Origin of the sequence: Herbidospora sp. NBRC 101105 (genome assembly GCF_030269205.1) — a bacterium.
In the GTDB taxonomy this organism is placed as follows: Bacteria; Actinomycetota; Actinomycetes; order Streptosporangiales; family Streptosporangiaceae; genus Herbidospora; species Herbidospora solisilvae.
In genome coordinates this window covers 272,114-296,845 of record NZ_BSSX01000001.1, presented here as the reverse complement: position 1 = coordinate 296,845, position 24,732 = coordinate 272,114, and the positions used below count along the sequence as shown (strand labels likewise).

The 24,732-nt window shown below is 70.8% G+C and carries 23 protein-coding genes; 11 read left to right on the top strand and 12 right to left on the bottom strand.

Annotation, left to right across the window (positions count from 1 at the left end; genetic code table 11):
* Positions 1-46 precede the first annotated feature (46 nt).
* The 4 genes from QSK34_RS01270 to QSK34_RS01255 are packed head-to-tail and all read right to left on the bottom strand — an operon-like array spanning position 47 to position 3,208.
* Positions 47-1,318: a hemolysin family protein gene (locus QSK34_RS01270; protein WP_161480407.1), complete on the bottom strand. Its 1,272-nt coding sequence runs from the start codon at positions 1,316-1,318 to the stop codon at positions 47-49.
* A 5-nt stretch (positions 1,319-1,323) separates the two neighbouring features.
* Entirely contained in the window at positions 1,324-1,788 is a 465-nt protein-coding gene (gene ybeY / locus QSK34_RS01265; protein ID WP_062340126.1) for an rRNA maturation RNase YbeY, read from the bottom strand.
* A complete protein-coding gene (locus QSK34_RS01260) occupies positions 1,785-2,807 on the bottom strand; it encodes a PhoH family protein (protein ID WP_030450743.1) in 1,023 nt (340 codons plus the stop codon). Before QSK34_RS01260 ends, ybeY begins: the two co-directional genes overlap by 4 nt.
* A 59-nt stretch (positions 2,808-2,866) precedes the next feature.
* Positions 2,867-3,208 (bottom strand): histidine triad nucleotide-binding protein, encoded by a 342-nt coding sequence (locus QSK34_RS01255; protein ID WP_285578977.1) that lies wholly within the window; start codon positions 3,206-3,208, stop codon positions 2,867-2,869.
* A 255-nt stretch (positions 3,209-3,463) separates the two neighbouring features.
* Between QSK34_RS01255 and QSK34_RS01250 the strand changes: the two genes are divergently transcribed.
* Positions 3,464-3,943: a SigE family RNA polymerase sigma factor gene (locus QSK34_RS01250; RefSeq protein WP_051759275.1), complete on the top strand. Its 480-nt coding sequence runs from the start codon at positions 3,464-3,466 to the stop codon at positions 3,941-3,943.
* Positions 3,940-4,641, top strand: a complete 702-nt coding sequence (locus QSK34_RS01245; protein ID WP_285578976.1) for a hypothetical protein — start codon at positions 3,940-3,942, stop codon at positions 4,639-4,641. Before QSK34_RS01250 ends, QSK34_RS01245 begins: the two co-directional genes overlap by 4 nt.
* Before the next feature lie 133 nt (positions 4,642-4,774).
* On the opposite strand, the gene QSK34_RS01240 is transcribed toward QSK34_RS01245, so the two are convergent.
* The 3 genes from QSK34_RS01240 to hrcA are packed head-to-tail and all read right to left on the bottom strand — an operon-like array spanning position 4,775 to position 7,641.
* Entirely contained in the window at positions 4,775-5,500 is a 726-nt protein-coding gene (locus QSK34_RS01240; RefSeq protein WP_285578974.1) for a 16S rRNA (uracil(1498)-N(3))-methyltransferase, read from the bottom strand.
* Positions 5,497-6,627, bottom strand: coding sequence for a molecular chaperone DnaJ (gene dnaJ, locus QSK34_RS01235; protein ID WP_285578972.1), 1,131 nt, complete (start codon positions 6,625-6,627; stop codon positions 5,497-5,499). Before dnaJ ends, QSK34_RS01240 begins: the two co-directional genes overlap by 4 nt.
* Positions 6,628-7,641: a heat-inducible transcriptional repressor HrcA gene (hrcA, locus tag QSK34_RS01230; protein WP_161480410.1), complete on the bottom strand. Its 1,014-nt coding sequence runs from the start codon at positions 7,639-7,641 to the stop codon at positions 6,628-6,630.
* A gap of 140 nt (positions 7,642-7,781) precedes the next feature.
* On the opposite strand from hrcA, the gene QSK34_RS01225 reads away from it, so the two are divergent.
* Positions 7,782-8,399 carry a hypothetical protein gene (locus tag QSK34_RS01225; RefSeq protein ID WP_285578969.1) on the top strand — a complete coding sequence of 206 codons (618 nt, stop codon included), beginning with the start codon at positions 7,782-7,784 and terminating at the stop codon, positions 8,397-8,399.
* A 10-nt stretch (positions 8,400-8,409) separates the two neighbouring features.
* Complete coding sequence (locus QSK34_RS01220; protein ID WP_285578968.1) at positions 8,410-9,216, top strand: DUF3097 domain-containing protein; 807 nt, start codon at positions 8,410-8,412, stop codon at positions 9,214-9,216.
* Here QSK34_RS01220 and hemW read toward each other — a convergent pair.
* Positions 9,200-10,417 (bottom strand): radical SAM family heme chaperone HemW, encoded by a 1,218-nt coding sequence (gene hemW / locus QSK34_RS01215; RefSeq protein WP_285578966.1) that lies wholly within the window; start codon positions 10,415-10,417, stop codon positions 9,200-9,202. The two genes, QSK34_RS01220 and hemW, sit on opposite strands and share 17 nt — an antisense overlap.
* Positions 10,418-10,537: 120 nt before the next feature.
* On the opposite strand from hemW, the gene QSK34_RS01210 reads away from it, so the two are divergent.
* On the top strand, positions 10,538-11,803 hold the full coding sequence (locus QSK34_RS01210; RefSeq protein ID WP_285578963.1) for a glycoside hydrolase family 18 protein: 1,266 nt from the start codon (positions 10,538-10,540) through the stop codon (positions 11,801-11,803).
* A gap of 58 nt (positions 11,804-11,861) precedes the next feature.
* Here the strand turns inward: QSK34_RS01210 and QSK34_RS01205 are convergent, their stop codons facing one another.
* The 3 genes from QSK34_RS01205 to lepA form a co-directional block, all read right to left on the bottom strand.
* On the bottom strand, positions 11,862-12,281 hold the full coding sequence (locus QSK34_RS01205; RefSeq protein WP_285578960.1) for a type II toxin-antitoxin system VapC family toxin: 420 nt from the start codon (positions 12,279-12,281) through the stop codon (positions 11,862-11,864).
* Positions 12,278-12,487, bottom strand: coding sequence for a hypothetical protein (locus QSK34_RS01200; protein ID WP_285578958.1), 210 nt, complete (start codon positions 12,485-12,487; stop codon positions 12,278-12,280). Before QSK34_RS01200 ends, QSK34_RS01205 begins: the two co-directional genes overlap by 4 nt.
* A 112-nt stretch (positions 12,488-12,599) precedes the next feature.
* Positions 12,600-14,429, bottom strand: coding sequence for a translation elongation factor 4 (gene lepA / locus QSK34_RS01195; protein ID WP_285578956.1), 1,830 nt, complete (start codon positions 14,427-14,429; stop codon positions 12,600-12,602).
* 74 nt (positions 14,430-14,503) lie between these two features.
* On the opposite strand from lepA, the gene QSK34_RS01190 reads away from it, so the two are divergent.
* From QSK34_RS01190 to QSK34_RS01165, 6 genes are all read left to right on the top strand, one after another.
* On the top strand, positions 14,504-15,508 hold the full coding sequence (locus QSK34_RS01190) for a glycoside hydrolase family 18 protein (RefSeq protein WP_285578954.1): 1,005 nt from the start codon (positions 14,504-14,506) through the stop codon (positions 15,506-15,508).
* A 78-nt stretch (positions 15,509-15,586) separates the two neighbouring features.
* Positions 15,587-15,856, top strand: a complete 270-nt coding sequence (rpsT, locus tag QSK34_RS01185) for a 30S ribosomal protein S20 (RefSeq protein WP_030450756.1) — start codon at positions 15,587-15,589, stop codon at positions 15,854-15,856.
* A gap of 219 nt (positions 15,857-16,075) precedes the next feature.
* Complete coding sequence (locus tag QSK34_RS01180; RefSeq protein ID WP_285578951.1) at positions 16,076-19,300, top strand: FtsX-like permease family protein; 3,225 nt, start codon at positions 16,076-16,078, stop codon at positions 19,298-19,300.
* Complete coding sequence (locus tag QSK34_RS01175) at positions 19,301-21,970, top strand: ABC transporter permease family protein (RefSeq protein ID WP_285578949.1); 2,670 nt, start codon at positions 19,301-19,303, stop codon at positions 21,968-21,970.
* Positions 21,967-22,890 carry an ABC transporter ATP-binding protein gene (locus QSK34_RS01170; RefSeq protein ID WP_030450759.1) on the top strand — a complete coding sequence of 308 codons (924 nt, stop codon included), beginning with the start codon at positions 21,967-21,969 and terminating at the stop codon, positions 22,888-22,890. The genes QSK34_RS01175 and QSK34_RS01170 overlap by 4 nt, the downstream gene beginning before the upstream one ends.
* On the top strand, positions 22,887-23,573 hold the full coding sequence (locus tag QSK34_RS01165) for an ABC transporter ATP-binding protein (protein WP_285578943.1): 687 nt from the start codon (positions 22,887-22,889) through the stop codon (positions 23,571-23,573). Before QSK34_RS01170 ends, QSK34_RS01165 begins: the two co-directional genes overlap by 4 nt.
* A 189-nt stretch (positions 23,574-23,762) precedes the next feature.
* Here QSK34_RS01165 and holA read toward each other — a convergent pair whose 3' ends face one another.
* Entirely contained in the window at positions 23,763-24,728 is a 966-nt protein-coding gene (gene holA / locus QSK34_RS01160) for a DNA polymerase III subunit delta (protein WP_161480423.1), read from the bottom strand.
* Between the last annotated feature and the right edge of the window lie 4 nt (positions 24,729-24,732).

The following is a 24,732-nucleotide window of genomic DNA, read 5'->3' as shown; positions in this document are numbered from 1 at the left end:
GGCCGACATGCTGCCCCCGGCCTGACGGCAGGCCGCTCGACCATCGCTAGTGGCGGGCCACCGCGTCGTCGTCGACCCGCCGGACCACCACAGTGCTGATGCGGTTGCGGCGCCCCGCGAGCTCGTCGGCCGTCAGCCGCAGCCCGGCCACGGTCGCCTCGGAGCCGGCGATCGGCACCCGGCCGAGGGCGTGGGCCAGCAGGCCGCCCACGGTGTCGACGTCCTCCGACTCGATCTCGGTGTCGAACAGCTCCTCCAGCTCCCACACCGCGAGGCGGGCGGTGACCCGGACCGCGCCGTCGTCGAGGTGCTCGACCCGGGGGGCCTCCTGGTCGTATTCGTCGGCGATCTCGCCGACGATCTCCTCGATGACGTCCTCGATCGTGACGAGCCCGGCGGTGCCGCCGTATTCGTCGATCACGATCGCCAGGTGGATCTGCCGGGCCTGCATGTCGCGCAGCAGGTCGTCGATGGGCTTGCTCTCCGGGACGTAGGTGGCCGGGCGCATCAGCTCCTCGACCGCGCCCTCGCCGTCGCCGGTCTCCTGGATGCGGCGGACGATGTCCTTCAGGTAGGCGATGCCGATGACGTCGTCCTCGTTCTCGCCCGTCACCGGGACCCGGGAGAAGCCGCTGCGCAGTGCCAGCGACAGCGCCTGTTCGAGGGTCTTGTGGCGTTCGATGAAGACCATGTCGGTGCGGGGCACCATGACCTCGCGCACCAGCGTGTCGCCCAGCTCGAACACCGAGTGGATCATCTCGCGCTCGTCGGGCTCGATGACCCGCCGCTCCTCGGCCAGGTCGACCAGGTCGCGCAGCTCGGCCTCGGAGGTGAACGGCCCCTCGCGGAAGCCCTTGCCGGGGGTGACCGCGTTGCCGAGCAGGATCAGCAGCGTCGGCAGCGGCCCGAAGATCCGGGTCAGCCCGTAGACGACGGGCGCGCTGGCCAGCGCGATCGGCTCGGCGTGCTGCCGCCCGAGCGTGCGCGGGGAGACGCCGACGATGACGTAGGCGATGACGATCATGGCCCCGGCCGCCGCGGCGTAGGCCTGGCCGGTGTCGCCCAGCCAGTCGATGAACAGCAGCGTGGCGATCACGGTCGCGCCCAGCTCGCAGGTCATCCGCAGGAGCAGCAACAGGTTCAGGTAGCGGGGAGGGTCGGCCACGATCGCCTGGAGGCGGTTGGCGCCGCGGCGCCCCTCCTTGACGAACTCCTCGGCGCGCACGCGCGAGATCCGGGTGAGCGCGGTCTCCGCGCTCGCGAGCAGGCCGCCGCCGATGATGAGGGCGACGGCCGAGATCAACCAGCCGTTACTCATGGTTCCTAAGGGGCTGTTTTACGCCACGACTCCAGCAGCTCGCCCTGGAGGCCGAACATCTCGGCGTGCTCCTCGGGCTCGGCGTGGTCGTAGCCCAGCAGATGGAGGATGCCGTGGGTGCACAGCAAATCGAGTTCGTCCTGCGTCGGATGGCCCGCCTCGGCGGCCTGCCGGGCCGCCACCGTCGGGCAGAGGACGACGTCGCCGAGCAGCGCCGGGTCGGGCGAGGCGTCGTCGTTGCGGCCCTGGCCGGGCCGGAGCTCGTCCATGGGGAAGGCCAGCACGTCGGTGGGGCCGGGCTCGCCCATCCACTGTTCGTGGAGGGCGGTCATCGCGGCCTCGTCGACGACCAGGATGGACAACTCGGCCAGGGAGTTGATGCCCATCTGGCCGAGGACGTGCCCGGCGAGGGCGACGAGGCGGTTCTCGTCGACCTCGGTGCCGGACTCGTTGTTGACCTCGATCGTCATCGCCGCCCCCTGGGCCGGTTGGTGCCGTTGGCGCGCGGGTCGGACGCCAGCGCGGCGTCGTAGCGGCCGTAGGCGTCGACGATCTGCCCCACCAGCTTGTGGCGGACCACGTCGGCGCTGGTCAGACGGCTGAAGTGGATGTCGTTGATGCCGTCGAGGATGTCCTGGACCACCTTGAGGCCGCTCTGGGTGCCGCCCGGCAGGTCGACCTGTGTGACGTCACCCGTGACGACGATCTTGGAGTTGAACCCCAGACGGGTCAGGAACATCTTCATCTGCTCGGGCGAGGTGTTCTGGGCCTCGTCGAGGATGATGAAGGCGTCGTTGAGGGTGCGGCCGCGCATGTAGGCCAGCGGGGCGACCTCGATCGTGCCCGCCGCCATCAGGCGCGGGATCGAGTCGGGGTCGATCATGTCGTGGAGGGCGTCGTAGAGCGGCCGCAGGTAGGGGTCGATCTTCTCGTAGAGCGTGCCGGGCAGGAAGCCCAGCCGCTCGCCGGCCTCCACGGCCGGACGGGTCAGGATGATGCGGTTGACCCGCTTCTCCTGCAGGGCCTTCACGGCCTTGGCCATCGCCAGATAGGTCTTGCCGGTTCCCGCGGGGCCGATGCCGAAGACGATCGTGTGCTTGTCGATCATGTCGACGTAGTTCTTCTGGTTGACCGTCTTCGGGCGGATCGTGCGCCCGCGTGAGGAGATGATGTCGAGCGAGAGCACCTCGGCCGGGCGGCCGTTGCTCTGGCGCAGCATGGCGATGCTGCGCTCGACCGCGTCGGGGGTCAGCTGCGCCCCCGAACGGGCCAGCTCGACCAGCTCCTCGAACAACCGGACGACCACACCGCTCTCGTCGGGGGACCCGGTGATGGTGATCTCGTTGCCCCGCACGTGGATGTCGGCCCGGAAGCTCTTCTCGATGACCCGGAGGAGCTCGTCACGCGAGCCCAGGATGCTGATCATCGCGTGCTCGTCGGGGATCACGACCTTGGCGTGGGTCTTCTGTGTTTCGCGCGTCTCGGACATGGGCGGCCTCGTCGGGCCTGCTCGCCTCCCTATTAACCGCTGTCAATGGTAGCCGTCCGCTACCCCATCTGGAGCGTCAGAGGCGCCCCGCCCAGCAGGTGGAGATGGGCGTGGAAGACGCTCTGCCCCGAGTCGGGCCCGGTGTTCAGGACCAGCCGGTAGCCGGACTCGGCGATGCCCTCGGCGACCGCGACGGCCTTGGCCGTCTTGATCACCTCGTCGGCGAGACCAGCCTCCGCCAGTTCCCCCGCGTCGCGCACGTGGTTTTTCGGTACGACCAGAACATGCGTGGGGGCATGGGGGTTGATGTCACGGAAGGCAAGTGTGGTGTCGGTCTCGTACACGACCGTCGCGGGTATCTCACGAGCCACGATTCCGCAGAACAGGCACTCATTCTTCACGTGGGAAGCCTAGCGTTGCCAATCGGTAATCCCCGGAATGTCCCGTGCAAAGATCTGCCCGGATAGGGTTTATGTGCGAGACTGCACCGTCAACCAATCCCCTGTGTCGGGCGAGGACACAACTGGGTCATGCCCCCTAATGATTCGGAAGAACGTAAACCCTCCGGCAAGGACGAGCGTCCTACTGATGTGACCACCGAGACCCTCGTGGCCGACAGGTCGCTGGGCACGGTGCCGGTCGGGTGGGATGCCGACATGGCCGTTACGGCGCTTTACAGCGCCCACTATCGGTCACTGGTGCGTCTCGCGGTGCTGCTGGTCCGCGATGTGGCCAGCGCCGAAGAAGTCGTGCAGGACGCGTTCGTCGCCATTCACGGCGCCTGGCGCAGGCTGCGCGACCCCGACAAGGCACTTGCCTACCTGCGACAGTCGGTCGTCAACCGTTCGCGCTCCGTGCTGCGCCATCGGGCCGTCGTGGAGAAGTACGCCCCCAAGGGCCTCCCCGACGCTCCGAGCGCCGAGAACGGCGCCATCGGCGAGCTTGAGCGCACCGCGGTGATCGAGGCGCTGCGCGCCCTGCCCCAGCGGCAGCGCGAGGCGCTGGTCCTGCGCTACTACGGCGACCTGTCCGAGGCCGAGATCGCCCACGCCATGGGCATCTCCAAAGGCGCGGTGAAGAGTCACACCGCAAGAGGCATGGCCTCACTACGTCAAGTGCTGGAGAAGTTCTCATGACCATCCCCCCCGACGAGCACGGCGACCTCCTCCGCCGTGCCATGCGCGCGGAGGCGGACTCGGTCGTGCCGTCTCCCGACGGACTGGAGATAATCCGTCACCGCATCGAGAACCGCGGGCTCCGCGGTCTGCTGTGGTGGCGCATAGGTGCGTCCGTGGCCGCCGCCGCCCTGGTGGCCGGAATCGTGGTCGTGTCCGTTCCCGGGATCCGCGACAACGTGGGCATCATCGACGTCAAGACCGAGCAGACGCCGGCGGGAGAGCTCCCGAGCGCCGACTCGACCGCCCAGCCGCCGCCGCCGCGCGACCAGCCCGGGATCTCGATCACCACCCAGAATCCGACCCGGCCGGCCGAGACGACGCCTCCGACGGCGACGTCCGCCCCGTCGCAGCCCGCCGCCGCGCCGCCGCCCGAGCCCTCGTCCGAGCCGTGCGTCACCCCGGAGCCGACCCCGGCCCCCGACCCGGCCACCGCGGCGAAGTGCCCGACGCAGGAGGCCAACCCGAGCTCCGGCCCCACGACCAAGCCGAACCCGGGCGGCACCAAGTCCCCGTCCAAGCCGTCTCCCACCCCGACGGCCGACGCCCCCAGCCCGACCCCGACGGGCTGCGGCGACACCTGCCCGACCTCGACGCCCGACCCCTCTCCCGCGGAGACGCCGTCGACGACGGTGGAGGTCTCGGCCCCGGCGTCCTGAGCATTTCGCGGCGGGCCTTCTCGGAACGTGCCAAGCGGCACCCCGAGAGGGTCCGCTTTCGTTTTTCGGTACGTTTCCACCAATTCGGCGACGTCGATTAATGGCGGAAATGCCGTCGAATATCCCGAAAGGGCTACCAGCGGCCGGTGCGGGCCAGCAGAACCGCCGCCGCCGCGACCCCCGCCGTCGACGTGCGCAGCACCGTCGGCCCCAGCAGCGCCGGAAGCGCCCCGGCCGCGCGGAAGCGGGTGATCTCGTCGTCGGACACGCCACCCTCAGGGCCCACGACCAGGACGATGTCGCCCTTGTCCGGCAGTTCCACCCGGGACAGCGGCTCGCTCGCCTCCTCGTGGAGGACCACGGCCAGGGCGGCCGATTCGAGCAGCGCGGCCACCTGGTTCGTGGAGGCCGGTTCCCGGACCTCGGGCAGGTGGAAGCGGCGGGCCTGCTTGCCCGCCTCACGCGCCGTCGAGCGCCAGCGGGCCAGGGACTTGGCCGCGCGGTCGCCCTTCCACTGGGTGATCGACCGGGAGGCCGACCAGGGCACGATCGTGTCGACCCCGGCCTCGGTCATCATCTCGACGGCCAGCTCGCCCCGCTCGCCCTTCGGCAACCCCTGCACGACCACCAGGCGCGGGGAGGGCGGCGGGATCTCGTACACCCGGAGGACGGTCAGGTCGAGGTGGTCCTTGCCGGCCGCATCGACGGTGCACTCGGCCACCCGCCCGGCGCCGTCGGTGACGTCGACGCGCTCGCCCGCCGTGATGCGGCGGACGGCCGCGGCGTGCCGGCCCTCGGGCCCGGCCAGGGTCAGGCGCGGGCCCGGGGTGACCTCACCCAGGAAGACGGGGACGGTCATCGGCCGTTGAAGGCGTCCTTGAGGCGGGAGAAGAAGCCCTGCTGGCCCGGGGCGAACTTGCCGGGCGGGCGCTCCTCACCCCGCAGCTGGGACAACTTCCGGAGGAGTTCCTCCTGCTCGGGGTCGAGCTTCATGGGGGTCTCGACGTTGACGTGGATCAGCAGGTCGCCCCGGCCGCTCTCGTTGAGGCGCTGGACGCCGCGCGCGTAGAGCGGGATGACCTGGCCCGACTGGGTGCCGGGGCGCACGTCGATCTGTTCGGCGCCGTCGAGGGTCTCCATGGTCAGGGAGGTGCCCAGGGCGGCGGCCGTCATGGGGATCGAGACGGTGCAGTGGAGGTCGTCGCCGCGGCGTTCGAAGGTCGGGTGGGGGCGCTCCACGATCTCCAGGAACAGGTCGCCGGGCGGGCCGCCGCCGGGGCCGACCTCGCCCTCGCCCGCGAGCTGGATGTGGGTGCCGTCTTCGACGCCCGCCGGGATGCGGACCTTGATGGTCCGGCGGGTGCGGACCCGGCCGTCGCCGGAGCACTCCTGGCAGGGGTGGCGGATGACGCTGCCGAAGCCGCCGCACTGCGGACACGGGCGCGACGTCATGACCTGGCCCAGGAACGAGCGGGTCACCTGGGAGACCTCGCCCCGGCCGTGGCACATGTCACAGGTGTCGGGGTGGGTGCCGGCCGCCGCGCCGGAGCCCTGGCAGACCTCGCAGAGGATCGCGGTGTCGACCACGAGCTCGCGGGTGGTGCCGAAGCCCGACTCGGCCAGGTCGAGCTCGACCCGGATCGTCGCGTTGCGGCCCCGGCGGGCCCGCGAACGGGGGCCGCGGGAGGCGGAGGCCGTGCCGAAGAAGGCGTCCATGATGTCGCTGAACGGGAAGCCCGCGCCGAAGCCCGCCCCGCCGCCGCCCGCGCCGCCGAAGGGGTCGCCGCCCATGTCGTGCATCTGGCGCTTCTGGGGGTCGGAGAGCACCTCGTAGGCCGCGGTGATCTCCTTGAAGCGCTCCTGCGTCGCCGGGTCGGGGTTGACGTCGGGATGCAGTTCACGTGCCAGCCGGCGGTAGGCCTTCTTGATCTCTTCCTGGCTCGCGTCGCGGCGTACGCCGAGGGTGGCGTAATAGTCCTTGGCCACTTATGACCCCGCCAGGATCTGGCCGACATAGCGCGCGACCGCGCGCACCGCACCCATCGTCACCGGATAATCCATTCGCGTCGGGCCCAGCACTCCGAGCCGGGCCAGTTCCTTGTCTCCCGAGCCGTATCCGGCGGCCACGATCGAGGTGCCGCGCAGACCGGTGTAGGGGTTCTCCGAGCCGATCCGGACGGTCAGCTCGGACAGGTCGTCGGTCTCGCCGAGGAGGCGCATCAGGACGACCTGCTCCTCCAGGGCCTCCAGCACGTCGCGCAGGCCGATGGTGAAATCGGCGGCGGCGAGGTTGGCGGCCCCGGCGAACACGATCTTCTCTTCGTGCCGTTCGACCAGGGTCTCCATGATCACCGAAAGGATCGTGGCGGCCACCGGCCGGTCTTCGGGGGACAGCCGTTCGGGCAGCGCGGCCAGGGTCTCGGGGACCTGGGCCAGCCCGCAGCCGTCGAGCGCCGTGTTGAGCACGGCGCGCAGGTGGGACACACGGTCGTCGGCGATCACCTGGGGCAGATCGACCACCCGCTGCTCGACGCGGCCGGTGTTGGTGATCAGGACCAGCATCACCCGCGTGTCGGCCAGCGGCACGATCTCCACGTGGCGGACCGTCGAACGGGTCAGGGACGGGTATTGGACGACGGCGACGTGCCGGGTCAGCTGCGCGAGCAGCCGGACCGTCCGCATGACGATCTCGTCGAGGTCGACGGCGCCGGCCAGGAACGTCTCGATCGCCCGGCGTTCGGCGCCCGAAAGGGGCTTGACCTGGGACAGCCGGTCGACGAACAGCCGGTAGCCCTTGTCGGTCGGGACGCGCCCCGCGCTGGTGTGGGGCTGGTGGATGTAGCCGCCGTCTTCGAGGGCCGCCATGTCGTTGCGGATGGTGGCCGGCGAGACTCCGAGGTTGTGCCGATCGGCCAGCGCCTTGGAACCCACGGGCTCGTTGGTGGAGACGTAGTCTTCGACGATCGCCCGCAGCACCGCCAGCTTCCGGTCGTCAAGCACGGTCTCACCTCCCTGGCACTCTGTGTTCCCGAGTGCCAAGTGTACGGCCACCGCTCCCAGGGTGCGATAACACAGCCGGGCACGGGGAGAACAAGCCGACTGCAAATACGTCGCAAGTCGCCTTTCACACAATGTCCCCTATGACCGCTCAATATGGCCAGCACTACGGCCAGCAGCCCCACCCTTACTACAGCGCCCCGCCCCCTCAGGGCCCTGTCCGCCCGAGGATCCTCTGGATCGTCCTGGCCTGGCTTCTCTTCATCGTGATGTCGGTCGCGGGGGTCTTCGCCTTCGCCGGCGGCGTCTTCTCCTCCATCTCCGACGTGGCCCCCACCACGACCTTCTCCTCCGGCGAGACCGTCAAGGTGAACCTCGACCCGGCGCAGAAGCCGGCCATCTGGGCCGCCGCCGACCAGCCGACCGACGTGCAGTGCCAGGTCACCGGGGGCAGCCCGGACGACAAGATCACCCTGTCCAAGGCGATCGGCGAGCAGACCGTCACGGTCGACGGCACCAAGTGGGAGATGTTGTTCTCGATCGGCGTCCCGTCCGCCGGTGAGTACCAGGCCGCCTGCGACGGCGAGGGCGTGCGCTTCGGCGTCGGCAAGGAGCTGCTGGCGGCGGCCGGCGGGCTGGTGGGCGGCACCGCCCTGCTGCTCGGCCTGCCCGCGCTCGGTTTCCTGATCGCCGTGCTCACCACCGTCGTCGTGCTTGTGCGGCGCTCCCGCGCCCGCCGCCGGATGATGGGGATGTACTAACGTTCGCGGCATGTACGAGCGGGACGTGCTCTCCGGAGACTGGCGGCGCCCCAAGAAGGGGACGATCCCGCAGATCCCAGCCGAGCTCGACCTCGTGGTCGAGTGGGCCGACGACGGGTTCTGCGGGGCGGTGGTGGCCTGCGACAAGGAGGCCGTCACCCTGGAGGACCGGTTCGGGCGGCGACGGTTGTTCCCCCTGGAACCCGCCGCCTTCCTCCTGGAGGGGAAACCGGTCACGCTCGTCCGTCCCCAGGCGGGGCCGCGGGGCCCGAGGCGCAGCGCCTCGGGTTCCATCGCGGTCGAGGGCCTGAAGGCCCGGGTGGCCAAGGAGAGCAGGATCTACGTCGAGGGCGTGCACGACGCCGCGCTCGTGGAGAAGATCTGGGGCCACGACCTCCGGGTGGAGGGCGTGGTCGTCGAATACCTCGAAGGCGTCGACCACCTGCCCGAGATCGTCGCCGAGTTCGCGCCGGAGCCCGGCCGGCGGCTCGGCGTGCTGGTCGACCATCTCGTCCCGGGCTCCAAGGAGAGCCGGATCGCCGCCCAGGTGGCGGGCCCTCACGTGCTGGTGGCGGGCCATCCGTTCGTGGACGTCTGGCAGGCCGTCAAGCCCGCGGTCGTGGGCATCCGGGCCTGGCCGGAGGTGCCGCGCGGGGTGCCGTGGAAAGAGGGCGTGATCGCCGCCCTGGGCTGGCGGATGGAGCCCCCGGACGCGTGGCGGCACATCCTCGGGCGGGTGAGCAGCTACGCCGACCTGGAGCCCGAGTTGCTGGGCCGGGTCGAGGAGCTCATCGACTTCGTCACGTCAGATCTCTGACGACCGCGTCGGCCAGCAGGCGGCCCTGGAGGGTGAGCACGGCGCGGCCCCTCTTGAACGCCTCGACGTCGAGCAGCCCGCCGGCCAGCGCCTTGGCCGCCGCCGGCCTGACCTCTTTGGCCAGGTCGTCGAGGGGATAGCCGTCGACCAGGCGGAGTTCGAGCATGACCCGTTCGAGGGTGCGCTCCTCGGCCGTGGTCCGCTCCCGCGCGTAGGCGGGCGAGTGGCCCTGGGCGAGGCGGGCGGCGTAGGCCGACGGGTGTTTGACGTTCCACCAGCGCACGCCGCCGACGTGGCTGTGGGCGCCCGGACCGGCGCCCCACCAGTCGGCGCCCGACCAGTAGAGCAGGTTGTGGCGGCAGCGGGCCTTCTCGCTGGTGGCCCAGTTGGAGACCTCGTACCAGGAGAAGCCGGCCTTGGTCAGGAGCTCGTCGGCGATCAGGTAGCGGTCGGCGGCGACGTCGTCGTCGGGCATGGGCAGGTCGCCGCGCCGGATCCGCGCGGCCAGGCGGGTGCCGGTCTCGACGATCAGGGAGTAGGCCGACACGTGGTCGGGGCCGGCCGCGATCGCCGCTTCGAGCGAGGCCCGCCAGTCGTCGTCGGTCTCGCCCGGGGTGCCGTAGATGAGGTCGAGGTTGACGTGGCCGAACCCCGCCTCCTTCGCCTCCTGGACGGATCGGGCCGCGCGCCCCGGCGTGTGCCGCCGGTCGAGCACCTGGAGCACGTGGTCGCGGGCGCTCTGCATGCCGAAGGAGATCCGGTTGATGCCGCCCTCGCGAAGGACGGCCAGCTCGCGCGGGCCGACCGACTCGGGGTTGGCCTCGGTGGTGACCTCGGCGTCGTGGTCGAGCCCGAACTCCTCGTGGACGGCCCGGAGGATGCGTACGAGATCGTCGGGAGGCAGCAGCGTCGGGGTGCCGCCGCCGAAGAACACCGTCGAGACCGGCAGGTCGGCGTCGCCGAGCACCCGGCGGGCCAGCCGGATCTCCTGGATCGCGGTCTCGGCGTAGGCGCTCTGCGATGCCCCGGACCCCAGCTCGGCCGCGGTGTAGGTGTTGAAGTCGCAGTAGCCGCAGCGGCTCGCGCAGAACGGGACGTGCACGTAGAAACCGAACGGGCGCTCGCCCAGGGCGGCGAGCGCCGCGGACGGCAGTTCACCGGACGTGGGGACGGGTTCGCCGTCGGGGAGCACGGAGGGCATCCGCCCAGTCTGCCCGATGCCGGGAGGTTCATTGACGCGGTCCCGTGGCCCCATTTATGATCCCGGCAAACTTACAGGAAACTTTCCTATAAGAAATGCCTCCTAGCAGCGGAGACAACAGTGCCGAGACTTCGCACCCCCCTCCTGTTAGCCCTGGTGGCCGGCCTCGTCGCCACCGCCGCGCCCGCTCCCGCCCAGGCCTCGACCGGCAGCTCGGGGTACAAGCGGGTGGCCTACTTCATCCAGTGGGGCATCTACGGCCGCAACTACCACGTCAAGGACATGGTGACGACCGGCGCCGCCGCCAAGCTCACCCACATCAACTACGCCTTCGGCTTCGTCAACCAGGGCGGCGAGTGCTACTCGGCCGACCCGTGGGCCGACTGGCAGCGCCCCGTCCCCGCCGAGCAGAGCGTCGACGGCGTGGCCGACGACGGCACCGGCGCCATCGCCGGCAACCTCAACCAGCTCAAGAAGCTCAAGGCCAAGTTCCCGAGCCTCAAGGTCCTCATCTCGCTGGGCGGCTGGACCGGCTCCAAGTGGTTCTCCGACGCCGTCCTCACCCCCGAGGCCCGCACCAAGCTGGCCGCCTCGTGCATCGACCTGTGGCTGAAGGGCAACCTGCCCGGCGCCGCTCCCGGCGCGGGCGCGGGCGTCTTCGACGGCATCGACCTCGACTGGGAGTGGCCCGGTTCGTCCGGCGAGGTCGGCAACGTGATCCGCCCCGAGGACAAGCAGAACTTCACGCTGTTCCTGGCCGAGCTGCGCCGCCAGATGAACGAGCACAACAAGAAGCACGAGCTCACCGCCTTCCTCCCCGCCGCCGCCGCCAAGATCGACGCCGGCTTCGAGGTCAAGAAGGTCTTCTCCTACCTCGACTTCGCCACCATCCAGGGCTACGACCTGCACGGCTCGTGGGAGCAGGTGACCGGCCACAACGGCAACCTGTTCACCGACCGCAAGGACCCGAACGAGGTCAAGTACAGCGTCGACCAGACGGTCAAGGACTACCTGACCCGCGGCGCCCCCAAGAAGAAGATCGTCGTCGGCGTCCCGTTCTACGGCCAGGGCTGGACCGGCGTCACCGCCGGCGGCAACGGCCTGTGGAAGCCCGCCACCGGCCCCGCCCCCGGCAAGTGGGCCCCCGGCACCGAGGACTACAAGGACATCGTCACCAAGCCCGGCAAGCGCCACCGCGACCTGCTGACCGGCGCGGTCTGGCTGTACGACGGCAACGAGTTCTGGTCCTACGACGACCCGATCTCGCTGGTCGAGAAGGCCGCGTACATCCGCCTGAAGGGCCTCGGCGGCGCGATGATGTGGTCGATCGACCAGGACGACAACAAGGCGTCCCTGACGTCCGCCCTGTACAAGGTCCTGCGCTGACCTGAACGACGAGGGCCGGAGCGCAACTGGGTCGCGCTCCGGCCCTTTCTCGTTCGTGTTAGAGCTCGACCGGAAGTAGGTCGAGCGCGTCAACGTGGCAGGGCCGCACCACGGTGAAATGGCGTCGATCGAGGGTCGCGACGGTGGGGACGTCCAATCGCTCGGCGACGGCGATCACCGAAGCGTCAGCCGCTCCTAGCGGGAGGCTGGCGTATCGCCGGACCAGAGCGCTCATCCGGCGCAGATCATCTTCGACGAGATCGACCAGAGGGAAACCCGTGTCGCTGAAGACCTCGAGAAACCTGGCCTCGGCCTTGTGCCCGACTCGCTTCTCAAGGACCTGGCATACCTCTAGGAGCACGGTCCCAGGGACCAGCAGCGGGCCAGGGTGGCGTTCCAGAAGATGGGTAGAGACCGCGTGGTACCGGTCGAAGCGATTGAAAAGCGCGACCAAAGGTCCCGTGTCAACGACAATCACAAAGAGTGATTGTCTCCTGACTTCAGGAAATCTTCCGACCGTTCGGCGAAATCGGGCTCGGCGTCCATAAGCCCGATCAACGCTGAAAGGTCCCGGACCTTGGGCGAGTCGTCAAGTTGATCGCGGACAAGCCGTAGCACCGGCGCGACCTTCTCCTCAGGCAGCGCGTCGACCAGCTCGTGGAGTTCATCCCGCATGACGCTCATACCAGGCATTGTATGAGCGTCCCGCAGCCGTTCACGGCAGCTCCGGCGTCTTGTCTGCCTTTACTTGCCACAATCTGTCGCGACATCTGCCACAAGTCGCCGCAATCTGCCGCTACTTCTTGGCCTTCTCGGCGCCGCTCGAGTCGGTGCTGAGCGCGGCCACGAAGGCCTCCTGGGGGACCTCCACGCGGCCGACCATCTTCATGCGCTTCTTGCCCTCCTTCTGCTTCTCGAGGAGCTTGCGCTTGCGGGAGATGTCGCCGCCGTAGCACTTCGCGAGCACGTCCTTGCGGATGGCGCGGATGTTCTCGCGCGCGATCACGCGGGCGCCGATGGCCGCCTGGATGGGGACCTCGAACTGCTGCCTCGGGATCAGGTCTTTGAGCTTCTTGGCCATGTCGACGCCGTAGGCGTAGGCCTTCTCGCGGTGGACGATGGCCGAGAAGGCGTCGACGGCCTCGCCCTGGAGGAGGATGTCGACCTTGACCAGGTCGGAGTCCTGCTCGCCGGAGGGCTCGTAGTCGAGGGAGGCGTAGCCGCGGGTCTTCGACTTGAGCTGGTCGAAGAAGTCGAAGATGATCTCGCCGAGGGGCAGGGTGTAGCGGATCTCGACACGGTCTTCGCTCAGGTAGTCCATGCCCTGGAGGGCGCCGCGGCGGCCCTGGCAGAGCTCCATGATGGCGCCGATGAACTCGGCGGGGGCCAGGACGGTCGCCTTCACGGTCGGCTCGTAGATCTCGGCGATCTTGCCCTCGGGGAACTCCGAGGGGTTGGTCACCGTGTGCTCGGTGCCGTCTTCCATGATGACGCGGTAGATGACGTTGGGGGCCGTGGAGATCAGGGCCAGGTTGAACTCGCGCTCCAGGCGCTCGCGCACGATCTCCATGTGGAGCAGGCCGAGGAAGCCGCAGCGGAAGCCGAAGCCCAGGGCCGCCGACGACTCGGGCTCGTAGACCAGGGCGGCGTCGTTGAGGCGGAGCTTGTCGAGGGCCTCGCGCAGCTCGGGGAAGTCGTCGCCGTCGATCGGGTAGAGGCCCGAGTAGACCATCGGCCGCGGGTGCTCGTAGCCGCCGAGCGCGTCGTCGGCAGGCTTGGCGGCCGAGGTGACCGTGTCGCCCACGCGGGACTGGCGGACGTCCTTCACGCCGGTGATCAGGTAGCCCACCTCGCCGACGCCGAGGCCGAGGGCCGAGGGCAGCGGCTCGGGGCTGATGACGCCGATCTCCAGGGTCTCGTGCTGGGCGCGGGTCGACATCATGAGGATGCGCTCGCGCTTGCCCAGGTGGCCGTCCATCACGCGGACGTAGGTGACGACGCCCCGGTAGGTGTCGTAGACCGAGTCGAAGATGAGGGCCCGCGCGGGGGCGTCGGCGTCGCCGACCGGGGCGGGGATGGTGTCGACCACGTGGTCGAGCAGCTCCTTGACGCCCACGCCGGTCTTGCCCGAGACGCGCAGCACGTCGGAGGGGTCGCAGCCGATCAGGCCGGCCAGCTCCTCGGCGTACTTCTCCGGCTGGGCGGCCGGGAGGTCGATCTTGTTGAGGACCGGGATGATGTTGAGGTCGGCGTTCATGGCCAGGTAGAGATTGGCCAGCGTCTGGGCCTCGATGCCCTGGGCGGCGTCGACCAGCAGGACCGCGCCCTCGCACGCCTGGAGCGACCGCGACACCTCATAGGTGAAGTCGACGTGGCCGGGCGTGTCGATCATGTTGAGCACGTGGCCGTTCCAGGGCAGCCGGACCGCCTGGGACTTGATGGTGATGCCGCGCTCGCGCTCGATGTCCATCCGGTCGAGGTATTGGGCGCGCATGGACCGGTCGTCGACCACTCCGGTGATCTGGAGCATCCGGTCGGCAAGCGTTGACTTGCCATGGTCGATGTGCGCGATGATGCAGAAGTTGCGGATCAACGCGGGGTCGGTCTGGCCGGTCTGAGTGCGCACCGAAGTCCGTTTCAACTGGGATTGAGGCGATCGACGGCTGGCGGAGCAGCCACCCTCCATGGTCGCATGTCCCCATGCTTGCCTCGACCACCCGCCGCCGTGTGCTGCTCGGCCTGTCGGTTCTCGTCGCCGTTCCGCTGGTCCTGGCGGTGACCGGGATGGCCGTCTTACGGCTCGACTACCTGGGCACCCCCTCGGCCACGGCGCGTTCCGCGGGCACCGACGCGTTGTGGATGGGGCACATGTGGGTCGACGGGCGGCGTACCGAGAAGGATCTCGAAGCGCTGAAGCCGCGGCTCACCCACATGCGGGACCTGTTCGTGCACACGGGGCCCTACGGCGCCGACGGGCGGCTCGATCCGGGCCTCCACCCGAAATCACGCGATTTCCTGACCTGGGCACGCACGCACCTGCCGGGGGTGCGGGTGCTGCCGTGGCTCGGGCAGACGGTCAACGAGGACGACGCGGGCTTCCTCGACCTCGACGACCCGGCCACCCGGGCCAACGTCATCGCGGGGGCGCGCGAGATCGTCGCGCTCGGCTACGACGGCGTCCACTACAACTTCGAACCGGTCGTGGACGGCGACGCGTCCTACCTCAAGCTCCTGGAGGAGACGCGGCGGGCGATTCCGAACGCCCGCATCTCCATCGCGAGCCACCAGATCGAGCCCTTCCCCGGCGCGGTGACCGGCTGGAACGCGGTGGTCGGGCACGGGAAGTACTGGTCGGAGGGCTATTTCAGGAAGGTGGCCGAGCGGGTCGACCAGGTCGCGATCATGACCTACGACTCGTGGACGCCCCTCCAGACCGTGTACGGCGGCTGGGTCGCCCGCCAGGCCCGCAAGGCGTTCGCGCTGGCCCCCGAATCGACGGGCGTGCTCATCGGCGCCCCGGCCTACCACGACCACAAGGTCGGCGTGAGCGACTACGCCGAGAGCGTGGAGATGGCCGCCGAAGGGCTGCGACTGGTGATCAGCGAGACTCCGCGCTCGGACACCGGCCTGGCCCTCTACGTCGATTTCGCCGCCACGGAGGAGGATTGGAGGGAGTACCGCGAGTCATGGGTGCTGGTATCCTAGACAACTGCGTATGGCACGCCCTCTCACCGAGCCAGCGCGACCCATACCGAAACCCAGACTTCATTTCGAGGCTTCTTCGTGGCGAACATCAAGTCCCAGATCAAGCGCAACCGGCAGAACGAGAAGGCCCGGCAGCGCAACAAGGCCGTCAAGTCGTCCCTCAAGACGGCTGTCCGCAAGTTCCGCGAGGCCGCCGAGTCCGGTGACGCCGCCGCGGCGACCGCGGCGATGCAGGCGGCCAGCCGCCAGCTCGACAAGGCCGTGAGCAAGGGCGTCATCCACAAGAACCAGGCCGCCAACCGCAAGTCGGCGATCGCCAAGCGCGCCGCCGCCCTCGCGGCCAACTGACGGTCTGCGTTCAGCGACATCCGGAAGCCGTGCCCCGATACCATCGGGGCGCGGCTTTCGTCGTTGTCGGGATTCAACCCGTAATATGTCACGTTTTCGATATCACATTGGCATCGCCGCAGCGTACCGGCTAGGTCACCGTCTTCCCTGACCGGCCGTCAAGAGTGCCCGCTCCCCTATCGTGTGCCGCACAACGGCAAAGACGATGGGAGTCGGTACATGCGGGGGCGTATTCCGCTGGTCCTGCGGCGCGCGCTCAGCCAGCCGCTTCTCCTCGTCGCCGCGTTCGGTTCGATCCTGCTGGCCACCACGGCGCTCGTGGCGCTGATCATGTACGCCGTCACCGTCGCCGAGGTCGGCGTCCGCCGGACCATGGAGACGGCCCCGATCAGGACCACCTCGGCCAAGATCACCACGCCGGTCGACGCGACGACCTTCCCCCAGCGCGACGCCCTCGTCCGGGGGCGGCTCGCCGCGACCTACGGCGACGTGCCCGCCGAGGTCACGGTCGGCATCCGGTCCGACTCCTACGCGATGCCCGGCCAGGAGAAGCGGGAGCAGCCCGAGCTGACCCGGTTCGCGACCTACGAGCACCTCGACCGGCACGCCCAGCTCGTCGAGGGCGCCTGGCCGGCGGCCTCCGCGTCCGGGGCCGTCGAGGTCGTGGTGTCGCAGCCGGCCGCCCAGACGATGAACCTGACCAGCGGCGCGACCTTCACGATCACGGGGCGGCTCGACGACAAGCCGGTCGACGTCAGGGTCAGCGGGATCTTCCGGCTCACCGACCCCTACAGCGACCGGTGGAACGGCGACGAACTGCTGCGCCGGGGAGCGGAGATCCGCAACTACACGACGTACGGGCCGCTGATGGTTGCGCCGGAGACGTTCGTGCAGCGGTTCGCGACCAACGTGACGGCGACCTGGTTCGCGGTGCCCGACCTGCGGGACCTGCCGCGTGAGGAGCTGCGGCCGTTCGCCGACGCGGTGGCCGCCCTCAACGACGACCTCAAGCGCGAGTGCTCGGGCTGCGCGGCGGTCAGCAACCTGCCCGAGATGCTGGCCCAGCTCGACCAGGCCGCGCTGGTGGCCCGCTCGACGATGCTGGTGCCGGTGCTGCAGCTGCTGGTGCTGGCGGCCTACGCGCTGATGCTGACCGCGCGGCTGCTGGCCGACCACCGGCGGATGGAGGTCGCGCTGCTGCGCTCGCGCGGCGCCGGGTCGCTGCGGCTGGGGCTGCTGGCGGGGGCCGAGTCGCTGCTGGTGGCGCTGCCGTGCGCGATCGTGGCGCCGTTCCTGGCCCCGCCGGTGCTGACGCTGGTCGGGTCGCTGCCGTGGTTGCGGGCCACCGGGGTGCGGCTGACGCCCACGCCGGACCTGTCGACGTTCCTGATCTCCGCGGGGGTCGCCGTGGCGTGCGCCGTGCTGCTGGCGCTGCCGGCCTGGCGGGGGGCGCGGCGGACGTACGTCGAAGAACAGTCGGCCCGCGGGCGCGGCGAGAAGCAGGGCATCGTCCAGCGCGCCGGGGGCGACCTGGTCCTGCTGGTCGTCGCGGCGCTCGCGGTATGGCAACTCCAGCGGTACGGCTCTCCGGTCACCTCCACGACGAGCGGCGCCCTCGGCATCGACCCGCTGATCGTGACGGGACCGGCACTGGCCCTTCTGTGCGGGGGCATGCTGGGCCTGCGGCTCGTTCCGATCGTCTCGGGCATCGCCGAGCGGTGGACGAGCCGCAGGTCCAGTCTCGCGCCGGCGCTGGGCGCCTGGCAGGTCAGCCGCCGCCCGCTGCGCTACTCGGGGCCGGTGCTGCTGCTGACGATGGCCATCGCGATCGGCGTGGTGTCGATCGCGACCGCGGCGACCTGGCGCGGGTCGCAGGAGGACCAGGCGCGCCACATCGCCGCCGCCGACCTGCGGGTCGCCGGGCCGGTCGGGGACGTCGAACTCGGCCCACTCGGCCGGGCGGGCGCCTACGCCGCGCTGCCCGGCGTCACCGGGATCAGCCCGGTCTACCGCGGCACGGTCGAACTCGGCGGTGACGACGCGGTGTTCCTGGCCGCCGACGCCGAGCGCCTCGACGGGCTGCTGCACCTGCGTCCCGACCTGACCCCGATGACCGTGCCGGAACTCGCGGGCGAGTTGTCCTCGGCCCGCCCCGACCCCGCCTCGATCACGATCCCCGGCGAACCCGGGGCCCTGACGCTCGGCACCCGGCTCACCCTCGGCGACCCGGCCCGCGCGGACGACTACCGGGGCATCCCGCTGCGCCTGGTGGTCCGCGACCGTCTCGGCACCCGGACCGAGGTCTGGACCCCGCTGCTCACCCCCGACGGCCGCGACCACCGGATCACGGCCGACCTGAAGGCGCTGGGCGGGCGCTCCGGCGCCATCGCCTACCCGCTGACGATCGAGGGCGTGCTGCTCGACGTGCCGATCCCGCCCGAGGGCAGCCCGATCACGCTGACCGTCGACACCGTCACCACCGACGCCGGGACCACGCTGGAGGCGCCCTCCTGGACGGTCGCGCAGCGCGGCAAGCAGAACCTCGACAAGCCCTCGGTCACGCCCGGCGGGTTCCTGACGCTGGCGACCGGCCGGCCGGCCCCCCACCCGGCCGACGCGCCGCTCGAGTGGGAGCACTTCGCGCTGCTGCCCGGACCGGCGGCCACGACCCCGCTGCCGGTCGCGGTCACCGCCGACCTGGCCGCCGGCTCGAAGCTGGTGATCGGCAAGACGACGACCATGGCGATCGACGGCACGCCGACCCCGGTGACGCCCGTCGCCGTGCTCGACGCGATGCCCGGGACCGAGGGCGAGCAGCCCGCCGTGCTGGCCGACCTGGAGACCGTCCAGGCGCGGGACCTCGCGGGGGCGTACACCCCCCATGCCGCCACGGAGTGGTGGCTCGCCGCCGACGGCCCGCGGGCCGAGGCGGAGATGCGGCGGCACATCGACTGGGACCAGACGATCGTGTCGCGGGCGGCGCTGACCCGTCAGCTCCAGGACGACCCGCTGGCCAGCGGCCTGCAGGGCGCGCTGATCCTGGGCTTCGCGGCGGCGCTGGTCTTCGCGGTGCTCGGCTTCCTCGTCAACGCGGCCGTCGCGGCCCGCGAACGCACCACCGAGTTCGCGCTGCTGCGCGCGCTCGGGGTGAGCTTCAACCAGGTCTTCGGGCTGCTCGCCGTCGAGCAGACCTTCATCATCGGGTTGTCCCTGGTGGGCGGTACGGCTCTCGCCGTCGCCGTGGCCACCCTCGTCGTGCCGCACATCGTGCTCACCGGGCAGGCGACCGCGGTGACGCCCGGGGTGCTGCTGGACATCCCGTGGGGCGCGACGGCCGCCCTGCTCGCGGCGGTGGCGCTGTTGCTGTTCGCGGTGGTCGGCGGCCTGGCCCGCACGCTCCGCCGCCAGGGTCTCGGCCGCGCGCTGCGCATCGGGGAGGACTGAGTGAACGTCTGGCAGCTCGTCAAGGTGCACCGGGGCACCGCCCTGGTGCTGGCGCTGCTGAGCCTGTCCGCCTCGCTGCTGCTCGCGGCGCTGCCCCGGGGCTACGAGCGGGCCTACGACGACGCCGTCCACGGCATGCTCGGCGACGTCTCCGCCCAGACGGCCGACCTCGGCGTGACCGGGCGGCCGATCGTGTCCGAGGCGCTGCTCACCCACCCGGCCGAGTTCCGCAACCGGTACGAGGAGATCGCCAAGGGTCTCCCGGCGCAGCTGCGGAAGGTGGTCGTCCCGCTCGGGCAGGGCACCTCCCACTTCGGCGCCAAGACCACCGGCACCCCGGTCAGCGACCGCATCGGGGGTTCCCGGCGGAGCAACCAGTACGTCGACTTCGCCTGGTTGCCCGACGCCGCCTCCCGGGTGAACTGGGTCAAGGGCGTACCGCCCGGCGCGTCGTCGACGCTGGCCGGGGTGCCCGGCCGGCCCGAGCTCAAGGACCTGACGGTCATCGAGATCGGCCTGGTGGCCGAGGTCGTCGACGAGATGGGCATCGACGTCGGCGCGACCCTGCTGCTCGGCAACAGCTACCCGGTCGCGGCCAGGGTCACCGGCCTCTACGAGCTCACCGACGCCGCCGACCCCTACTGGGAGCACAACGGCGAGGTCACCCGGGTCGTCGAACGGCCCATCCCCGGCTCGACCGACACCGAGTGGCTGACCGCCGGCCTGATCAGCGACGAGGGCCTCGCCAAGCTCGACGAGCGCCGCGAGGTCAGCTACTGGTGGGTCTACGGCGTCGACCGGAACCGCGTCGAGGCGGCCGTCGCCCCGGCGATGATCACCGAGATCGCCGACTACCAGCGTTTCCTGGGCGACCTGTCGGGCGGCGGGGTGGGCAACCCGCTGGAGCTCCGCTTCCAGCTCTGGACCGGCCTCGACCGGGTGCTGGGCGACTTCCTGGTCGTGCTGCGCACCGCCCAGACCCTGCTCTACCTGCTGCTGGGCGGGCTGGCGGTGGTGGCGCTCGGCGTGCTGGCGCTGGCCGTGCAGCTGCTCACCGAGCGGATGCGCGCGGGCTTCTCGCTGGTACGCGCCCGCGGCGCCTCCCTGCCCCACGTGGTGCGGACCGGGGTGGCGGTGGTCGCGCTGGCGGTGCTGCCCGCCGCGCTGGCCGGCTACGGCCTGTCGTACCTGGTGCCCGGCCCGTCGACGCCGCTCGCGCACGTCGTGCCGGTCGTGCTGACCCTGACGACGCTGCTGTTCGCGGCCGGGCGGCTCGCGCTGGCGCACCGGCGTCCCCTCAAGGACACCCGCTCCGACCTCGTGTCGGCACGTCCGTCGCCGCGCCGCATCGCCCTGGAGTTCCTCGTGGTGCTGCTCGGCGTGGGCGGGGCCTACCTGCTGCGCACGCGCGGAGTGGCGACCGAGGCGCAGGAGCTGGGGGCCGACCCGTTCCTCGTGCTGGCGCCCGCCGGGCTGGCGCTGGCGGCCGGCATCCTGACGCTGCGGCTCTACCCGCTGCCGCTGAAGCTGTTCACGCGGCTGGCCGGGCGGCGTCCGGGGGCGGTCCCGTTCCTCGGCCTGACGCTGGCCGCCCGGTCGCGCGGCGGGGCGGCGCTGCCGGTGCTGATCCTGCTGCCCGCACTCGCCGTGTCGGTGTTCGGGGCGCTGGTGTCGGGCGCGATCGGCGACACCCAGAGCCGGGCCGCGTGGCGCGACGTCGGCGCGCCGGCCCGGATCGAGCGGTCCGCCGAGATCCCTGAGGACGTCGTGGCCAAGGTCGAGGCGCTGCCCGGGGTGACCTCGGTGCTGCGAGCCGGCAAGGGCAACGTCCAGGTCGGCGTCGGCGGCATGCGGGCCACGGTGCTCTCCATCGACCTGAAGGACTACCGCGAGCTCGTCGACGGCACGCCCCTCACGGTGCCCGACCCGCCGCGCGGGCTCGGGGTGCCGGCGCTGGTGTCGGCGACGCTGGTGCCGTACAAGGAGATCGAGGTCGGGTGGCACACCCGGATGACGATCCGCAACATGGGGCGGCTCGACGAGCTGCCCGGACTGTCGTTCCCGGGCGAGAACCTGATCGTCATGCCGTTCGACGGGCCGAAGCGGGCCGGGCTGCGGACGTACACGAACATCCTGCTGGTCGACGGCGACGTCGACCGGGCGACACTGGAACGCACGGTGGGCCTGGCCGACGCCGAGATCGAGACCTACGCGACCGCGCTGGACGACATCCGGGACACCCCGCTGACCGGCGCCATCACGGTCGCCTTCACGGTCGCCACCCTGGCCATGGGCTCCTACGCGCTGATCGCCGTGATCGTGGCCCTGGTGATCGGCTCCGCCGACCGCGCCAAGGCGCTGTCGTTCCTGCGTACGCTGGGCCTGTCCCAGCAGCAGGCCCGCACGCTGACCGTGCTGGAGGTGGCCCCCCTGATCGTGCTGACCGCCGTGGCCGGCCTCGCGCTCGGCCTGGTGCTGCCCCTGGTCATCGGTCCGGGCCTCGACCTGTCGTCGTTCGCCGGGCTGGCCGTCACCGACTTCCCGCTGACCTTCACCACGCCCGCCCTGCTGGCGGCCGCCCTGACCGCCGTCTCGATCCTCGGCGCCTTCGCCCACGCGACCGCCGGCCGCCGCGTCACCACCGCACTCCGAGTGGGGGAATCCTCATGACCACACTGTCCGACCTGGAGGCCCAGGCGACCCGGCGCGCGCCCGCGTTCGGCGAGCACGCCCACATCCTGTGCGACAACCTGGTCCGCATCTACAAGACCGAGGGTGTGGAAGTGGTCGCCCTGCAGGGCCTCGACCTGCTGATCGAGAAGGGCGAGCTGATCGCGATCGTCGGCGCGTCGGGCTCGGGCAAGTCGACCCTGCTGAACGTCCTGTCAGGCCTGGACGTCCCGACCGCCGGCCTGGCCCGCGTCGCCGGGATGGACCTGCTGTCGATGACGGCCAAGGACCGCCTGCGCTACCGTCGGTCGGTGGTCGGCTTCATCTGGCAGCAGACCGCCAGGAACCTGCTCCCCTACCTGACGGCCCGCGAGAACGTGCTGCTCCCGATGAAGCTCGCCGGGAAGAAGGCCGCCCCCGGCAGGGCCGACGACCTGCTCGAACTCCTCGGCGTCGCCGACTGCGCCCCCCGGCGGCCCGGCCAGATGTCCGGCGGCGAGCAGCAGCGCGTGGCCATCGCCGTCGCCCTGGCCAACTCCCCCGAGGTGATCCTGGCCGACGAGCCGACGGGCGAACTCGACAGCGACACCTCGGAAGAGGTCTTCGGCGCCCTGCGACGGGCCAACCGGGAACTCGGCGTGACGGCGGTGATCGTCACCCACGACCCCCTGGTCTCCGAGCAGGTCGACCGGACCGTCGGCATCCGCGACGGCCGCACCTCCAGCGAGACCCTGCGGCGCACCTCCGAGGACGGCGACGTGATCGCCGAGGAGTACGCCGTGCTCGACCGGGTCGGACGGCTGCAGCTGCCGCGCGACTTCATGAACGCGCTGGAGATGGAACGGCGTGTACGTCTCGAACTCGAACGCGACCACATCGGGGTGTGGCCGGCCGGCGCTGGCGAGGAGAACGGCGAATGAGCTCACCGCTTGTCGTGGTGGAAGGTCTGCGGAAGGTCTATCCGCGTGGCGTGGAGGCGTTGCGGGGGGTGTCCTTCACCGCCTCCCCCGGGGAACTGATCGCCATCCGCGGCCGGTCGGGGTCCGGCAAGACGACCCTGCTCAACCTCCTCGGCGGCCTCGACGCGCCGACCGAGGGGCGGGTCTTCGTCGACGGGAAGGAGGTCACGGCCCTGCCCGAGGCGGGCCTCCTGGAACTGCGGCGGGACGTGATCGGGTTCGTGTTCCAGTCGTTCGGGCTGATCCCCGTGCTGTCCGCCGCGGAGAACGTGGGCGTGCCGATGCGGCTGAGCCGGACGGCGCCCGCGGAGCGGGACGAACGGGTGAAGGCGCTGCTGGCGCTGGTCGGGCTGGAGCAGCACGCCAACCAGCGGCCTTACGAGCTGTCCGGGGGGCAGCAGCAGCGGGTGGCGATCGCGCGGTCTCTGGCCAACCGGCCGAAGCTGCTGATCGCCGACGAGCCTACGGGGCAGCTCGACTCACAGACGGCGCGGCAAATCATGCAGCTGCTGCGGGCACTGGTGCGGAGCGAGGGGGTCACCGCGGTGGTGGCGACGCACGACCCGAGTCTGATCACGCTGGCGGATCGGGTGCTGGAGCTGCGGGACGGGGTGTTCCTGGAGGCGGAGACGTCGGCGGCCTGAGGGCTGGCGGGTGGGCGAGATACCGGCGGGGGCTGGGCGTATCGGTCGACCCGGGCGAGTACCGGGTTCTCCCGGATGACCGGGCCGTCGACGTCCAGGAACAGGATCGGGAGACCGCCGGGCATCGGTGGAGCATAAGCGGCATCCGGCTGGAAATCGGCGCGCTTGCGCGCTTGGCCACGCCGGGGGTCAGCGGCCGTTTCGGCTGCGGACGATCGTCTGGACGGTGTTCTCCAGGGCGTAGGCCGCGTCGGTGCCGCCGCCCTTGACCTGTTCGTCGGCCGTCGCCACCGCCTGGATCGCGCGGGCCAGGCCCTCGGGGCCCCAGCCGTTGAGCTGGCGGCGGGCGTTGCGGATCTTCCAGGGGGGCATGCCCAGCCGCCCGGCGAGCTGGTTCTCGTTGGCGTTCCTCGGCGCGCCCGACACCTTCGCGAGGCTGCGCAGGCCACCCGCCAGGGCGCTGACGATCAGGACGGGGGCCACGCCGGTCGACAGGGCCCAGCGCAGTTGCTCCAGGGCTTCGGCGAGTTTGCCCTCGACCGCCATGTCGGCCACGTTGAAGCCGCTCACCTCGGCCCGGCCGCGGTGGTAGCGGGCCACGGCGGCCTCGCCGACCGTCTTCTCCTGGGTGTCGAACGCGAGCTGGCTGCAGGCCGCCGCCAGCTCGCGCAGGTCGCTCCCGACCGCGTCGAGCAGGGCGTGGGCGGCGGCGGGCGCGATCGTACGGCCGAGACCGCGGAACTCGTTGCGGATGAAGTCGATGCGTTCGCCCGCTTTGGTGAGCTTGGCGACCGTGACCACCTGCGCGCCGGCCTTCTTGAGCCCGTCGACCAGGGCCTTGCCCTTCACCCCGCCCGGGTGGACGAGCACGAGGGTCACGTCGTCGGACGGATGGGCGGCGTACTTCACCGTCTCGGTGATGACGTCTTTCGTCAGGTCCTGGGCGTTGCGCACCACCACGACCGACCGGTCGCCGAAGAGGGAGGGCGACATCAGCCGGGTCAGCTCGCCGGGCTCGACCTTCCCCCCGACGAGGTCGTGAACTTCGGCGGTGGGCTCCTCGGCGCGTACGGACGAGACCACCGACGCGACCGCCCGGTCGGCGAGCAGTTCCTCGTCACCCGACACGAGCGTCACCGGCGCGGCGTTCCCCATCCCG